This window comes from Cytobacillus praedii, assembly GCF_001439605.1.
Lineage (GTDB): Bacteria > Bacillota > Bacilli > Bacillales > Cytobacillaceae > Cytobacillus > Cytobacillus praedii.
Window position 1 is genome coordinate 1 of record NZ_LMBX01000002.1, and the last position, 15,530, is coordinate 15,530.

The window sequence follows — 15,530 nt, forward strand, 5'->3', positions numbered from 1 at the left end:
GTAAGATTAGCTCTTAAGTTTTAAAACTTGTTTTAAACGTTGACGTTTTTTGTTCGTTCAGTTTTCAAAGAGCAATTCGATGATATCGCTCAGAGGCGACTTTCTTAATATAACATGTGTTAACTTTTTCGTCAACACTTTTTTAAAAATAATCCGTCAGCTGTAAAAATGTTTTTCTCACAAATCGCAGCGACGGATATTAATATATCAAGTATATCAACAAAGGTCAATAGCTTTTATTGTTTTTTTAAGATAATTTTTTCCCGAGCTTATAGTACCGATGAAAGACCCCTTGCCCTTTTGTCTCTTTCATAACTACTTCAATGATGCCTTTATCAATTAAATACTCAAGAAGCATAGTAAGATCAACACTATATAGTTGGACTTCCTTATGACTAATCATTTCATTAATAGTCCAAGAATCTTTTTCAGCAAGCACATCAACTAAATGCTGTATCCCGCTTTTCATTTTTGAATGGATCAAAAACTCACTGGCTAGAAATAGCAGCTCTAGCCTTTTATCCAGTGGCTCATGGCTCGTAACAAGCTCTTCATACAATTTGGTGATTTCTGGATCCATTTGCTTTACCTGCTGCCACACTGTCACTTCCGGATGAAATCCCTGCTCAATCACTGCTAATCTTGCCAGGTGATGAAGTGAATGGACAATATGATTGTATGCATCTAGATATTGGTCATTTTCAAAAAAAGCTTTCCCATTCATATAACGGCGAATAAGCTTGGCAAATTCCAGACCCATCTTCAACTTTCTCCCATAGAATGGGAACTCCAATAATTCAGTTTTAATGTTTTGGATATATTCATTGCGGTCGAATAGGATCTTTCCATCGTATAGCCAATCAAATATTTTCTTATTCGAGCCATGCAAAATCCATTCATTCAGCTGCTGTTCAGTCACAATATACAAGGCTGCTTTTTTATCATGGTACGTATAATGCTTAATCGATACGGATGAATCTGCTTCAGTTACCAGAACAAGCAAAACCGCATCAAATGTGTCTGTAACTGGAATATCCTTTTGTCGTTTCTTTATCATTAGTACACCAAGCGTATTCGCCTGACTTGCACGTTCTTGATAAATAGGACGGAGAATGTCTTCCATCATCATTCCTCCAAATTTATTGATAAGAATATATCTTCGACAATTTTTTATCATATTCCTCCCTTTAATAACTTAAAATCTCCTGCTTTCTTTTTATTTATCTTCTATTAAGCAATATGATATAGTTATTCTTTAGGGAGGGACATGGATGGCTAAGTATACAATGTATTCAAGTAAAATTAATAAGATCCGTACATTTGCCCTGGCATTGATATTTGTTGGATTTATCGTCATGTACATAGGCATTTTCTTTAAAAATTCCCCTCTGCTCATGACAATCTTTATGTTTTTGGGTTTCATATTCATGATTGCAAGTGTCGTCGTGTATTTTTGGATTGGGATGCTCTCAACCAAAACCGTCCAGGTAGTTTGCCCGAATTGCGGAAAACACACCAAAATACTTGGACGAGTAGACATGTGTATGTATTGCAATGAACCATTAACACTTGATCCAAATCTTGAGGGCAAAGAGTTCGACGAAAAATATAACAAGAAAAGATAAAAGCTTGGCCCCATGCCAAGCTTTTATCTTTTTTAAAGCAAATAGAAAAGCTGACAGCCCTTTTCGGCTAGCAGCTTCATTGCGGCAATATTTATTAATGGGCTTCTTTACTAGCACAATCCGGACAAGTACCATATATCTCCATCCGATGATGGCTAATTTTAAATCCAGTCACATGTGATGCTAAATGCTCTACTTCATCAAGTCCTGGATAATGGAAATCAACAATTTTCCCACACTGTTCACAGATCACATGATAGTGATGGGTTGTGACAAAATCAAAACGGCTTGATGCATCCCCATAGGTTAACTCCTTTACAAGTCCAACCTCACGAAATACTCTCAAATTATTGTATACAGTCGCAACACTCATATTTGGGAATTTTCCTTCAAGAGCTTTATAAATATCGTCGGCAGTTGGGTGTGACATTGAGTTAATTAAATACTCAAGTATCGCATGACGCTGTGGTGTTATGCGCACTCCAGTATCCTTTAAGGTATCTAATGCTTCCTTTAATTCAATATGTGCCACCGCCATGCACCTCTTTTCTAAAAAGAATTCTTATTTTATAATCTTTATAAATAGTGTACTAATTTATTATTACTTTTGTCAACATTACAAACCCTCAAACAGCAAGTTTATTCCAATACCAGCTATTTCGCCTGCACTCCATCCCCTTTACCTAATCATTCTTCTTATTAATATATGTATGTGGGTAATAATTAAAAACCACTTTCTTTTTGAAACAAGATTGTCTTTAAATATTTTGACTTCTTCTCACTGTGAACGCTGAGCTCCCTCTTAAAAATGCCTGTTGGGTCTTTAACTGTCCACTTCTCCCGCTGGAATCTTGTACAAAACAGCTTTTATTAAATGAGTTTTCAGCAAAAAAAAAAGCGAATCTCTAAAGATTCGCTTTAAAAGTATCTGAGGAGGTATGCCCTAATAAAATGATATTCAAAAACCACTTAAATGAATGGACATACGCCTTGAAACTAAAAAATAGGCTAGAATTGAAGACTCCTTCTTATTTAAGAAAGGCTGTCCTCAATAAATTGAAGGGCTTCCTCCACATGCCCTTTCACCTTTACTTTTCTCCATTCCTTTACTAGTCTGCCTTCTTTATCAATAATAAAAGTCGCACGTTCAATTCCCATATATTCTTTTCCAAAGTTTTTCTTCAATTTCCAAACATCATAAGCCTCGGCTACCTGATGATCTTCATCTGCCAGCAAAACAAACGGCAGAGCATATTTCTCAATAAATTTCTCATGGCGGTTGAGAGGATCCGGACTTACACCTAAAATAACAGCATCTAGACCAGAAAAGCTTTCATATTGATCTCTGAAATCACAAGCCTCAGTAGTACATCCCGGTGTCATATCCTTAGGGTAGAAATAAAGGACCACATTTTTGCCGCGATAATTAGATAATTTAACGATTTCTCCATTGCTGCCTGCTAATGAAAAATCTGGAGCAAGTTCTCCTACTACAGCTGTCATGCTTTATTCACTCCTAATGTAATAGCAGCTTAACATGCTATTGCTTTTTTTATAAGCCTAGCTAATTTCTATAATAAAAACAACTAATCTACTTCGTCTCCAAATCAAATACGGCTTTAAAAACAAAAGCGGCTGGGATTGTATAGCCGATTAATGCTTCAAGAACAGCGATCATCCTCCCAATTCCAACGGGAGAAATATCCCCATACCCAACCGAAAACAATGTGACAGCACTAAAGTAAAAGCCTGTTTCTAGACGATTAAAAAAATTTTCATACCACGCATCCGTCTCTTCTAAAAATACATTAAATCCATTCAATTCCAGAAGAATATATATGAGACCGAACCCGAGCATCACAGTTATATAAATACAAGCCAAATACAAAAAGTTTTCAAAGGAAACTTTCTTCCCTTTAATTTTATGCGGCAAGAATAAAGTGCGCAAACTCATAACCATGCAAAATACAATTAATACCAGGGACAAATAAAACACCATATGGCTCCCTCTTTTCCCTTATGTTCTATCTATTTATACGCGCATTGATTATTTTGTATGACAAGCTAGATGGAAGGACAAAAAAATTGTCGCAATTATAAGTTACAGCATTCTTAACTTGAAAAATGGTAAGATAATATAAGCGAAAGACTTATTGTGATTTTTCATTTTGTAAGGAGGATTTATATGCAATTCACGAATTCAGAACGCATACATAAAAAAGCACTTGAACATATCGTAGGAGGAGTAAACAGTCCTTCCCGCTCTTATAAAGCGGTTGGCGGAGGCGCACCAGTTGTAATGGAGAGAGCAAAAGGTGCTTATTTCTGGGATGTGGACGGCAATCAATATATCGATTATTTAGCTGCTTATGGACCAATCATAACCGGACATGCTCATCCGCATATTACAGAAGCCATCAAAAAAGCGGCAGAAACAGGTGTCCTTTACGGAACACCAACCCCACATGAAGTAAGATTTGCTGAAATGTTAAAGGAAGCCATGCCGAATCTTGAAAAGGTCCGATTCGTAAATTCAGGAACGGAGGCAGTAATGACAACCATCCGTGTCGCACGGGCTTACACAGGCAGAGATAAAATTATTAAGTTTGCCGGCTGTTACCATGGTCACTCTGATCTTGTGCTTGTTGCAGCGGGGTCAGGCCCATCTACACTTGGCACACCTGATTCAGCAGGCGTTCCAAAAAGCATTGCTCAAGAAGTCATCACCGTTCCATTCAATGACATCGAACCATATAAAGAAGCATTAGAAAAATGGGGTGACCAAATTGCTGCCGTTCTAGTTGAGCCGATTGTTGGAAACTTCGGGATTGTTGAACCAAAGCCAGGCTTTTTGGAGCAAGTGAATGAGTTAACACATAAAGCCGGTGCACTTGTTATTTATGATGAAGTAATTACCGCTTTCCGATTCATGTATGGAGGAGCCCAGGATTTGCTTGGAGTGACTCCCGATTTAACAGCAATGGGAAAAATTATAGGCGGAGGCCTGCCAATTGGTGCTTATGGCGGCAAAAAGGAAATTATGGAGACTGTTGCCCCATTAGGACCAGCATACCAGGCAGGAACAATGGCAGGGAACCCAGCATCCATTCTATCAGGAATTGCTTGTCTTGAAGTATTAAAACAAAAAGGCGTGTATGAATACCTTGATCAATTAGGTGCGATGTTAGAGGAAGGAATTACAGCGGCAGCGAAGGAATTCAATATTCCAATAACCATTAACCGCTTAAAGGGTGCATTAACCGTTTATTTCACAAATGAAAAAGTTGTTAATTATGAGCAGGCTGAAGATACGGATGGCGAAATGTTCGCTAAGTTCTTTAAACTCATGCTGAAGCAAGGCATCAACCTTGCCCCTTCCAAATATGAAGCCTGGTTTGTAACAATCGCTCATACAGAAGAAGATATCCAAGCAACCCTTCATGCAGTCAATCAAGCATTTGAAGCATTGCAAAACGAAAGATAAATGTAATCCTATTTTAGAAATAGCAGTCAGCAAAGGAGCGATATATCGCTCCTTTTTCCTATGTCTTTAAACTTAAAATCCATCTTCAGTGTAAAGTTCAAAAAAATGCCCATTGTGCTTCTTCGGATATCCATGTATAGTACATTAATGTCATAGACTTAACAAAAGCTAGAGGCACAATCAAAAAACTTTATTCGATTCTGTCGGATAGGGTAGTATTATTTAAAAAGAAAGGAAATATGTACGTATGAAGCTTGGCGCCCGCATATTAAAAACGGGAATCGCAATCATTTTATCATTATTATTATCGGAATTATTTCAGCTCCCTTCCCCTGTCTTTGCAGCAATTGCAGCGATTTTCGCTGTACAGCCGACCATTTACCGGTCATTTTTATCCATAATTGAGCAAATCCAAGGGAATTTCATTGGAGCAATCATTGCTGTAATTTTCGTTTTATTACTAGGAAATCATATCGTCATCATTGGGCTTGCGGCGATTATTGTGATTACGATTAACCTGAAGCTGAAAATCGAAAATACAATCTCACTCTCTCTCGTTACCATGATTGTTATTATGGAAACACCAGGTGATGAGTTTATCCAGTTTGCACTTATTCGCTTTTCTACCATCATGCTTGGGGTATTATCTGCTTTTATTGTAAATTTAGTTTTCTTGCCTCCAAAGTATGAAAAGAAGCTATACTATAAGATTTCTGATGTAACAGAAGAAACGACCAAATGGATTCGCCTCACGATTAGGCATGCATCAGAGCATCGTCTCCTTAAGAATGATATTGGGAAAATGAAGGAAGCCGTTCGTAGCCTCGATCATTTATATGTGATGTATAAAGAGGAACGCAACTACTTCAAAAAAAATACATTAGTGAAATCCCGAAAGCTTGTCATATACAGGCAGATGATTTCTACTGTAAAAAGATCGCTTGAAATGCTGAGGAGATTGCATCGATTTGAAAATGATCTTCAAGAAATGCCCGCAGAATTCCAGCATGCGGTTCAGCAGCAATTAGATTGTCTTATCCATTACCATGAACATGTTATGCTTAAATTCATAGGAAAAGTTAAGCCTAACGTGACCTTTGAAGAGGGAGACATCATCCTAAACAGCAAGGAACTGCTCAATCTCTTTTTTGCCAATCAAAAGGAAGCAAAAATTGAGGAGGAAGCGACGCTTTCACATACAGTGCAAATCCTTTCAGCCATTATTAACTATGATGAACAAGTCGTCCACCTCGATAAGCTGATCACGAGTTTCCAAACCTATCATAAGAAGACGAGTGAAATTATGATAGAAGAGTAAAAGCAGCTGATTTTCAGCTGCTTTTTCTTATTGCTTTGCTATTAATTTTTCATTCGAGGATCAAGGGCATCTCTTAGGCCATCCCCCATTAAGTTAAAGCCTAATACGGTCAGCATAATCGCAATCCCAGGAAAGAACATCGTCCATGGCGCTTGCATTAATAGCGGTCGCGCATCTGAAAGCATTTTCCCCCACTCTGGATTAGGTGCAGTCGCTCCTAATCCAAGAAATCCTAGTGCAGCCGCTTCAATAATCGCTGTTGCAATAGCCAATGTCCCTTGTACGATAATCGGAGCCATGCTATTTGGAAGCACATGTCTGAATAATATCCGGCTATCCTTCATTCCGACAGCTTTAGCAGCCATGATATACTCTTCCTGCTTTACACTAAGCACACGGGATCGAATTAACCTTCCAAAGTTTGGAATATTTATAATCGCAATCGCTATTAGAGCATTTTTCAAAGATGGGCCTAATACAGCAACAATCGCTATTGCTAATAGAATACTCGGAAAAGCAAGCATAATATCAAATAGACGCGAAATAATAGTATCTACCCATTTACCATAATAACCGGCCACGATTCCTAGAAAACAGCCAACAATAATAGACCCCATTACAGCAAGAAAGCCTACCCATAATGAGATTCTTGTCCCATAAATAACCCTCGAAAAAATATCTCTTCCAAAGTCATCCGTACCAAACCAATGCTCACCTGATGGAGCCTGCAATCGTTTTGAAAGCATTTGCTCATTAATTCCTTGGGGAGCAATCACCGGTGCAAATACCGCAATGACGATAAAGAATAGAACAATTAATGTGCCAATCAGGGCTAATTTATTCTTTCGAAAGCTTCTCCATGCTTCAAGCCAAGGGGAAACGACCTTGTCTTCTTCAGGCACAAGCTGTGGCTGTAAATCTTTTTGAGTTGAAAGTTCCAAGTGTGTTCCCCCCTAATTATATTTAATTCGTGGATCAATTACTGCATAGAGCAAGTCCACAACTAAGTTAATCATGACGAAAATAAAGGCAATGATTAATATCCCAGATTGAATAACAGGATAGTCACGGGCATTAATCGCATCATAAATATAGCGTCCCATTCCCGGCCAGCTAAAGATCGTTTCTGTCAGGATTGCTCCTCCCAGCAAAAGACCGGTTTGAAGACCGATAATCGTAAGAACTGGAATAATCGCATTTTTTAAAGAATGCTTATAAACGACCCAGAACATCCGTAATCCCTTCGCTCTTGCTGTACGAATGAAATCTGATCTCATCACTTCAAGCATGGACGATCGTGTAATCCTTGCAATAATCGCCATTGGAATGGTCGCTAATGCAAATGCAGGGAGAATCAAATGTTTCACAACGTCCCAAAATTGATCCATTCTCCCTTGCAGCAATGTATCAATCATATAGATATTGGTGATGGATGTGACAGGATTTCTAACTTCCTCTCTTCCCGATGTGGGAAGCCAGTCAAGATTAATCGCAAACACCCATTGTTCCATCAATCCAAGCCAGAAGATTGGCATTGATACCCCAATAAGTGCAAGAACCATCGCAATATAGTCAAACCATGAATTTTGGTACCAGGCACTGATGATGCCAGCGTTTACACCAATGACAATCGCAATCACAATTGCACAAAAGGATAATTCAATGGTTGCTGCTAAATATGGCCAGATTTCCTGGCTGATTGCCGTTTTTGTCTTTATCGATTCACCTAAATCCCCGGTTAATAATCCGCCGAGATATGTAAAGTACTGAATATACCAAGGCTGGTCTAAACCCAGCTGCTTTGTTAATTCTTCAACAGCCTCTTTTGTCGCTAATTGTCCAAGGATAATCTGTGCTGGATCTCCAGGAATAGCCCGAATCATAAAAAAGACAATCAAGGATAGACCTAACAAAACTGGCACTAAGGACAATACTCGTTTTATCGTATAGGAAAACATCTTTTTCACCTCACTGGAAGGTTGTCCAAAAGTCAATGGAGTTGGAATGAACAAATGCGCAAGCGCCTTGCTCACCCCCGACAAGCACAAGACGAGCCTCTCAAAAAAGGTGTCCTTTACCTTTTTAGGGAGGATTGGCTTGTGACCTCGAGGGGGTAGGTGCTGGAGCTAGACGCAGACAACCTGTCACAAAGTTATCCACAACATTCAATTTTATAATTTCCTAGAGTAAGAAAAGGGAGTCACTGCTGAACTCCCTTTTCATAAGTCTTATTTTAATTCAACATGAGAAAGTAAGTCAGAGCCTGTTGGATGCGGCTTAAAGTTAGAAATACCAGCTTTACCCGCTAGGATTGGTCTTGAGTGAACAAGCGGAATCCATGGGGCATCGTCTTTAATAATGACTTGAGCCTGCTTATAAAGTTCTTCACGTTCTGCTTGATCAGAGCTTGCTTGAGCTTTTAATAATATTTCATGAAGCTCAGAGTTCTTGTAGTACGTATAGTTATTTGAGCCAATTGCATCTTCATCTAGAAGAACATAAAGGAAGTTGTCTGCATCCCCGTTATCACCTGTCCAACCAAGTAAGAACGAATCAGCTTCCCCTTTATTTGCCTTTTCTAAGTACGTACCCCACTCATATGAAACGATTTTTGCTTTCACACCAATTGCTTCAAAGTTTGCCTGTAATGCTTCAGCAACCTTCTGGCCATCAGGCATATATGGACGGGCAACAGGCATTGCCCATAGTTCCATTTCAAAGCCATTCTCATATCCTGCTTCTTTTAATAATTCCTTCGCTTTTTCAGGATCATACGGATAGTCTTCAACTGCATCATTATAGCCAGCTACAACTGGAGGCATTGGGTTAATTGCCGGATCAGCTGCTCCAGCATAGAACGCTTCGATTAACGCTTTTTTATCAACTGCATGATTAAGTGCTTGACGGACAAGCTTATCCTTAAGCGGTCCGCGTGTATTTGTTAACCCAAGGTAAGCCACGTTCAATGTCGGACGCTCGAAAACTTGTAAATCTGGATTTCCTTCAATTGTTGGTACATCACTAAAGTTCACTCCATCGATTAAATCGACCTCACCTGATGCTAACGCATTTAGACGAGCGGAGTTTTCCGGAATCGAACGGAAAATAACTTGATCTAACTTTGGAAGACCCTCTTGCCAATAATCAGCAAACTTTTCAATCGTAATCCGGTCATTACGCTTCCACTCTTTAAATACGAATGGACCTGTTCCAACTGGATTTTCGATAAACTTTTCCCCATGCTTTTCAATTGCTGCAGGGCTTGCAATGCCAAACGGCGACATTGCTAGGTTTTTATAGAATGGTGCAATTGGTTTATTTAAATTAAATTCAACCGTGTACTCATCAACCGCTACGACACTATCAATTTTGTCGCCAAATTGAGAGTTATAATAATAGAATTGCTCTGCATTTCCAGCTTTCCAACGCTCTAAGTTAAAAACTACAGCCTCAGCATTAAAGTCTGTTCCATCATGGAATTTAACGCCTTCACGAAGCTTTAATGTATGCTTTAACCCATCTTCACTTGTTTCCCATTCAGTCGCAAGTCCTGGTTCAATTTCAGTATCCTGCTCCCCAAAGTTAATTAATGTTTCAAATAAATTGTCAGTAACCTTGAATGCTTCTCCTTCAGTTGTAACAGCTGGATCAAGAGATGTGGAATCTCCGCCGCGGCCAAATACTAATGTACCTCCACCTGCTCCTTCTTCTGTGTCTTTTGTTCCTTCTGTCCCTGTATCTTTTTCTCCCTCTTCCTTCGTACCCCCAGTTGAGCTGTTACCGCTGCAGCCAACCAATGCGAGAGATAGAAGCAAAGCAAAAACTAGAAATAAAATCCCTTTGCGCTTATTCATTGTTTTCCCCCTTTTTCTTTTGCCAAAGGCATAATACATTTCTTACTTGCTATCTATCATTCATGCAGCATTACCAAAAGAATCGTTTAATTCTTCTTATACAAATGGCATGCCGCAAAATGACCCGGTTCAATTTCCTCTAATTGAGGCCTTTCCGTTTTACAAATGTCCATACATTCTCTGCATCTCGTATGAAATGCACAGCCAGATGGCGGATTTGAAGGACTTGGAATATCACCTGTTAAAAGCTCCCTCTCCTTTTTCAATGTAGGATCAGGAACAGGAACAGCACCTAATAATGCATTTGTATATGGATGGAGCGGCTTTTCATATAATTTCTCAGCTGTAGTAATTTCTACTAATCTTCCAAGATACATGACACCGACTCGATCACTAATATGTTTAACAACCCCTAAATCATGGGCAATAAATATATAAGTGAGCTGGAATTCCTCCTGCAGATCTTCAAGCAGATTCAGCACTTGCGACTGAATCGAAACATCCAATGCAGATACAGGCTCATCGGCAATAATGAGCTTTGGCTTTGTCATTAAGGCTCGCGCTATACCAATCCGCTGTCTTTGTCCGCCGCTGAATTGATGCGGATAGCGTTTTGCATGATAGCTGCTTAGGCCAACAACCTCAAGCATTTCTTTTACTCTTTTTTTCCGCTCCTCTTTATCACCTATTCCATGAACGATGAGCGGTTCTTCCAAAATCTTTTCCACTGTATGACGGGGATTTAAGGATGCAAAGGGGTCTTGGAAAACCATTTGCATTTCCTTGCGCATTTTTCTCATATCCCCATCCGATAGGTTCGTTAACTCTTTTCCTTCAAAGAGCACCTTCCCATCCGTTGGTTCGATTAAGCGCATTAGCATTCGGCCTGTTGTTGATTTCCCGCAGCCCGACTCACCAACTAGACCGAGCGTTTCCCCTTTGTTAACAAAGAAGCTAATGTCATCTACCGCCTTTACTTCTCCAACCCTTTTGCCGAAAACTCCCCCATTTATCGGAAAGTACTTCTTTAATTGATTGACTTCTAACAAGACCTCAGCCACTAGCCGCACCCCCTGATTCGTGCAGGAAACATCTTACTGTATGCTGATCAGCACCTTCTACCTTGTATAATGGAGGGGTGTCTGAAAGACAGCGTTCATGTACGAATTCACATCTGGCTGCAAAACGGCAGCCCTTCCTTATCGATCCTGGTTTTGGAACATTTCCAGGAATAGAATAGAGACGTTCTTTCTTCTCACGAACATCTGGCACTGATTCCAGCAATCCATGTGTATATGGGTGTTTCGGGTTTTTAAAAATCTCTATTACTGGTGCCTCTTCCACGACCTTCCCTGCATACATAACTATCACACGTTCACAAACTTCGGCTACTACACCTAAATCGTGGGTAATTAACACAATGGCTGTATCAAGCTTTTCATTCAGATCTTTCATTAAGGCTAGTATTTGAGCTTGAATAGTTACATCTAATGCAGTGGTAGGCTCATCCGCAATAAGCAGCTTCGGGTGGCAGGAAAGCGCCATGGCAATCATGACCCTTTGCCTCATTCCTCCAGAAAGCTGATGAGGATATTCATGCATAATTTGTTCGGCACGCGGCAGCCCGACTAGCTTCAGCATTTCAACTGCTCGCTGAAAGGCCTCTTTCTTCCCAGCCTTTGTATGTATTTTGATGCCTTCAATCAGCTGATTGCCGATTGTAAACAGCGGGTTTAATGAAGTCATTGGCTCCTGAAAAATCATAGCTACTTCATTACCCCTAATTTCCCTCATTCTTTTCTCAGAGGAATGGACAATATCCTCGCCATTAAGCAAGATTTCACCACCAACAATTTTCCCTGGCGGCTGAGGGATCAGCTTCATGATTGATAATGAAGTGACACTTTTTCCACAGCCAGACTCCCCTACAATCCCTAGAATTTCTCCTTTATTTACCGAAAAACTTACTTCATCAACTGCAGGTATTTCTCCATCCGCTGAAAAAAATGATGTCTTCAACTGCTTTACATCTAATACTGGAGCTTGTGTCACAGTGATACTCCTTTCTAGGTGTCCACCCATTGATTAATTTCCGAAAAATCGGAATTATCTATCGCTTGCTTTTTATTCTATTAAAAAAGTTTCTTCAAGTCTACTGATTTATTTAAATTATATGAATATATCAATAATTTTATATTTTTCGACAAATACACATAAATTTAGACATGCTGCTTCAGTCATCTCTACTATCTTATGTTGGAGTTAGGCAATAATGACTATTCGACTTGCTAAAAAGAGGGCCTTTACTTGTTCGAAAGAATTGGCTTGTAACCTCAAGAGAAGCAGACCAGTCGTCACAAAGCATCATCTCATATATTTTCTTTACCAAATAAAAAACTGACCCCATCCTTAGGGTCAGTTCAAAGTTAATGCTCTAATTGCTGTACTTGGAAGAGTTTATAATAATTTCCTTGCTTTTTCATTAATTCATCATGGCTGCCGATTTCTACAATTTCCCCATGCTCTATAAGGATAATGCGATCCGCATGTGTGATGGTCGATAAGCGGTGAGCAACAATAAAGGTTGTCCGATCTTTAGCCAATTGCTCGAGTGCCTCCTGAATCAAATGCTCACTTTCTAAATCCAGTGCAGATGTCGCTTCATCCAAAACCAGGATAGGCGGATTCTTTAAAAAGATCCTGGCGATCGCTACCCGCTGCTTTTGGCCCCCTGATAGCTTCACACCGCGTTCTCCTACTTTTGTCTCATATCCTTCTGGCAAATTCATAATAAACTCATGGGCATTCGCAGCCTTTGCCGCTTCAATGACCTCCTCATCTGTTGCTTCAGGTTTTCCTAATAAAATATTCGTTTTCACCGATTCACTAAATAAAATATTATCCTGGAGTACCATTCCAATTTTATCTCTTAATGAACGAACCTTAAACGAACGGATATCTTCCCCATCTAGCAGAATCTTTCCATCTGTAACATCATAAAATCGGGGAATCAGTCCGACTAAGGAGGATTTTCCTCCTCCACTCATGCCAACAAGGGCAATCGTCTCTCCCTTTTGCACATGGAGAGAAATATTTTTTAAGACAGGCTCTTCCTTTTCGTTGTAGGAAAAGCTTACCTTTTCAAAATCGATATCTCCCTTTACATGTTTACATTCAATCGCATCTGGCGAATCATCGATATCATATTTCTCATCGATTAAATCGAAAACTCTATCCATGGATGCAATTGCCTGTGTCATCGTTGTTGAAGAATTCACAAGCCTTCTAAGCGGATTGTATAATCGGTCAATATAGGCAATAAATGCCATCATCGTCCCAATTGACAGATCTCCTTGTATCACTTGATAACCAGAATAACCAATGACAATTAATGGCGCGATATCTGTAATGGTATTCACAACAGCAAATGCTTTCGCATTCCATTTCGTATGGTCAATTGCTTTTGTTAAAAAGTTACTGTTCTGCTTATCAAATTGTGTTTGTTCATAATCCTCGATCGCAAAGCTTTTAATCACAGCCATCCCTTGTACACGTTCATGGAGATAGCCCTGTACCTCAGCAAGTGCCTGCGACCTTCTTCTTGTCAGCTTTCTTAAATTGCCAAAGAAGTATTTCACGGAAAATCCGTAGAAAGGGAATAAAATTAATGAAACAATTGTTAATGTAACATCCATTTGCATCATAATAACCACTGCGATTATAATTGTTGCAATATCCAGCCACAGGTTCATTAATCCTGTAATAACAAATGTTTTTGTTTGCTCAACATCATTGATGACTCTTGAAATAACTTCCCCTGCTCTTGTATTTGCGTAATATTTAAAGCTCAGCTTTTGAATATGTGTAAACAGCTTATCTCTAATATCGTATAAAATTTTGCTTGCGACCCATTGGGCATAATATTGACGGTAATATTCAATAGGCGGCCGAACGACAACAAATATAATAATCATAATGCCCATAATCATAAACAGCTTGCTCGTTTGCTCTCCGCTGCTTAAAGCAGTATTGCCTGCAATATCATCAATTACATACTTAATTAAAAGCGGAATCATAAGCGGGATGGCAAACTTAATAATCCCAATGATGATTGTTACAATAATTTGAAGTCGATATGGTTTCACAAACTGCATGTAACGCTTGATGCTATCCAACTTTTTCCCCCTCTTATCCGTAACTGGCCTTATGGAATAATTGTTAATAGATAATAATTTAACATTATTTTTCCACATAAAAACCTGTTGATCTTAGCTCAACAGGCGTTACGTTTTCGCACATTCATCCAATGTCATTAGCGTCTGTATGTTAAATATCTTTCATACCACATATCAATAAAATCTGGAGCAAATGGACCTTTTCTCTGTCTAATCCAATGAATGAGCTGATCAACATTATACTTCAGAATCCGGTCAATTGGCTCTGGATAATTCATTTCTTGGCGATGACGCTCGTATTCATCTTCATCTAGCAGATTGAACGTCATGTCTGGAAACACCTTAATATCAAGATCATAATCAATATACTTTACGGCCTCTCCGTCAAAGATAAATGGAGAGCTGAGATTGCAATAATAATAAATGCCATCTTCACGAATCATGCCAATTACATTAAACCAATATTGCGAATGAAAATAACAAATAGCTGGCTCCCTTGTAACCCATGTTCTGCCATCTGATTCCGTAACAATCGTCCGATCATTTCCGCCAATTACTAGATTTTGCGTTCCTTTTAATATGGTTGTTTCATCCCAGACGCGATGGATGTGCCCATTATGTTTATAACTATGAATTTGTATCGGTTCTCCTTCTATGGGTACGGCCATTCTTTCTCCCCTACTTTCATATACCCGGGCTTTGAAACCTAACTGAAATGCGTAAGCGCATTTGAACAAGTAATAAGCTTGTGTCTGCGAATTTTGCCCTCTAAGCAGCTTCCCTTAGTACTCAGGGGCTTTCGATCCTAAGACACCCCTGCAGTAAAGTTAGTATTTAACCTTTTGTCAGATTGGCTTAGCACAAAGAGCTCCTAGGCGGTGAAGCTAGACACGGCCTAATTCATCCAGTTGCTATACGAATTTCAACTTTCTAAATATCTCCAAAATCAATTAAAGGCAACAAAGTACGAATCCTTTTTCTATTTATTATAACGGTTTCAGTAGAAATTTAAAACAAAGAGCCATTGAAAATCCTCAATGGCTAATAGAAAAAATATAAAATAGTTTCAAAATC

Annotated in this window: 14 protein-coding genes; 3 read left to right on the plus strand and 11 right to left on the minus strand. The window is 39.1% G+C overall.

Going from position 1 to position 15,530, the window contains the following annotated elements; genetic code table 11:
- Window positions 1–247: 247 nt before the first annotated feature.
- Entirely contained in the window at window positions 248–1,123 is an 876-nt protein-coding gene (locus ASU02_RS01990) for a nucleotidyltransferase-like protein (protein ID WP_057760466.1), read from the minus strand.
- A gap of 148 nt (window positions 1,124–1,271) precedes the next feature.
- Between ASU02_RS01990 and ASU02_RS01995 the strand changes: the two genes are divergently transcribed.
- The gene (locus ASU02_RS01995) at window positions 1,272–1,625 is read left to right on the plus strand and encodes a YgzB family protein (protein ID WP_057760468.1); all 354 of its coding nucleotides are present in this window, start codon (window positions 1,272–1,274) and stop codon (window positions 1,623–1,625) included.
- A 94-nt stretch (window positions 1,626–1,719) separates the two neighbouring features.
- Here ASU02_RS01995 and perR read toward each other — a convergent pair whose 3' ends face one another.
- The 3 genes from perR to ASU02_RS02010 all read right to left on the minus strand — a co-directional run bounded on the left by perR (window position 1,720) and on the right by ASU02_RS02010 (window position 3,624).
- A complete protein-coding gene (gene perR / locus ASU02_RS02000) occupies window positions 1,720–2,157 on the minus strand; it encodes a peroxide-responsive transcriptional repressor PerR (RefSeq protein ID WP_165571533.1) in 438 nt (145 codons plus the stop codon).
- A 500-nt stretch (window positions 2,158–2,657) separates the two neighbouring features.
- The gene (gene bcp, locus ASU02_RS02005; protein WP_057760470.1) at window positions 2,658–3,128 is read right to left on the minus strand and encodes a thioredoxin-dependent thiol peroxidase; all 471 of its coding nucleotides are present in this window, start codon (window positions 3,126–3,128) and stop codon (window positions 2,658–2,660) included.
- A gap of 88 nt (window positions 3,129–3,216) precedes the next feature.
- Window positions 3,217–3,624 (minus strand): potassium channel family protein, encoded by a 408-nt coding sequence (locus ASU02_RS02010; protein WP_053478873.1) that lies wholly within the window; start codon window positions 3,622–3,624, stop codon window positions 3,217–3,219.
- Between the two features lie 186 nt (window positions 3,625–3,810).
- Between ASU02_RS02010 and ASU02_RS02015 the strand changes: the two genes are divergently transcribed.
- Window positions 3,811–5,109 carry a glutamate-1-semialdehyde 2,1-aminomutase gene (locus tag ASU02_RS02015; protein ID WP_057760472.1) on the plus strand — a complete coding sequence of 433 codons (1,299 nt, stop codon included), beginning with the start codon at window positions 3,811–3,813 and terminating at the stop codon, window positions 5,107–5,109.
- A gap of 247 nt (window positions 5,110–5,356) precedes the next feature.
- A complete protein-coding gene (locus ASU02_RS02020; protein ID WP_057760474.1) occupies window positions 5,357–6,427 on the plus strand; it encodes an FUSC family protein in 1,071 nt (356 codons plus the stop codon).
- A 41-nt stretch (window positions 6,428–6,468) separates the two neighbouring features.
- On the opposite strand, the gene ASU02_RS02025 is transcribed toward ASU02_RS02020, so the two are convergent.
- The 7 genes from ASU02_RS02025 to ntdP all read right to left on the minus strand — a co-directional run bounded on the left by ASU02_RS02025 (window position 6,469) and on the right by ntdP (window position 15,124).
- Window positions 6,469–7,368, minus strand: coding sequence for an ABC transporter permease (locus tag ASU02_RS02025; protein ID WP_053478876.1), 900 nt, complete (start codon window positions 7,366–7,368; stop codon window positions 6,469–6,471).
- A gap of 12 nt (window positions 7,369–7,380) precedes the next feature.
- A complete protein-coding gene (locus ASU02_RS02030) occupies window positions 7,381–8,385 on the minus strand; it encodes an ABC transporter permease (RefSeq protein WP_057760476.1) in 1,005 nt (334 codons plus the stop codon).
- 270 nt (window positions 8,386–8,655) lie between these two features.
- Complete coding sequence (locus ASU02_RS02035; protein WP_057760479.1) at window positions 8,656–10,281, minus strand: ABC transporter substrate-binding protein; 1,626 nt, start codon at window positions 10,279–10,281, stop codon at window positions 8,656–8,658.
- Between the two features lie 86 nt (window positions 10,282–10,367).
- Window positions 10,368–11,342 (minus strand): ABC transporter ATP-binding protein, encoded by a 975-nt coding sequence (locus tag ASU02_RS02040; protein WP_057760481.1) that lies wholly within the window; start codon window positions 11,340–11,342, stop codon window positions 10,368–10,370.
- Complete coding sequence (locus tag ASU02_RS02045) at window positions 11,335–12,333, minus strand: ABC transporter ATP-binding protein (RefSeq protein WP_057760483.1); 999 nt, start codon at window positions 12,331–12,333, stop codon at window positions 11,335–11,337. The genes ASU02_RS02040 and ASU02_RS02045 overlap by 8 nt, the downstream gene beginning before the upstream one ends.
- A 374-nt stretch (window positions 12,334–12,707) precedes the next feature.
- Window positions 12,708–14,456 carry an ABC transporter ATP-binding protein gene (locus tag ASU02_RS02050; RefSeq protein WP_057760485.1) on the minus strand — a complete coding sequence of 583 codons (1,749 nt, stop codon included), beginning with the start codon at window positions 14,454–14,456 and terminating at the stop codon, window positions 12,708–12,710.
- Window positions 14,457–14,593: 137 nt separating this feature from the next.
- Window positions 14,594–15,124 (minus strand): nucleoside tri-diphosphate phosphatase, encoded by a 531-nt coding sequence (ntdP, locus tag ASU02_RS02055; RefSeq protein WP_057760487.1) that lies wholly within the window; start codon window positions 15,122–15,124, stop codon window positions 14,594–14,596.
- Window positions 15,125–15,530: the final 406 nt, after the last annotated feature.

Bases quoted from the DNA above. Each gene is read 5' to 3' on its own strand.
- ASU02_RS01990 (WP_057760466.1), bottom strand. From the start codon at position 1,123: ATGGAAGACATTCTCCGTCCTATTTATCAAGAACGTGCAAGTCAGGCG.
- ASU02_RS01995 (WP_057760468.1), top strand. From the start codon at position 1,272: ATGGCTAAGTATACAATGTATTCAAGTAAAATTAATAAGATCCGTACA.
- bcp (WP_057760470.1), bottom strand. From the start codon at position 3,128: ATGACAGCTGTAGTAGGAGAACTTGCTCCAGATTTTTCATTAGCAGGC.
- ASU02_RS02010 (WP_053478873.1), bottom strand. From the start codon at position 3,624: ATGGTGTTTTATTTGTCCCTGGTATTAATTGTATTTTGCATGGTTATG.
- ASU02_RS02015 (WP_057760472.1), top strand. From the start codon at position 3,811: ATGCAATTCACGAATTCAGAACGCATACATAAAAAAGCACTTGAACAT.
- ASU02_RS02020 (WP_057760474.1), top strand. From the start codon at position 5,357: ATGAAGCTTGGCGCCCGCATATTAAAAACGGGAATCGCAATCATTTTA.
- ASU02_RS02030 (WP_057760476.1), bottom strand. From the start codon at position 8,385: ATGTTTTCCTATACGATAAAACGAGTATTGTCCTTAGTGCCAGTTTTG.
- ASU02_RS02035 (WP_057760479.1), bottom strand. From the start codon at position 10,281: ATGAATAAGCGCAAAGGGATTTTATTTCTAGTTTTTGCTTTGCTTCTA.
- ntdP (WP_057760487.1), bottom strand. From the start codon at position 15,124: ATGGCCGTACCCATAGAAGGAGAACCGATACAAATTCATAGTTATAAA.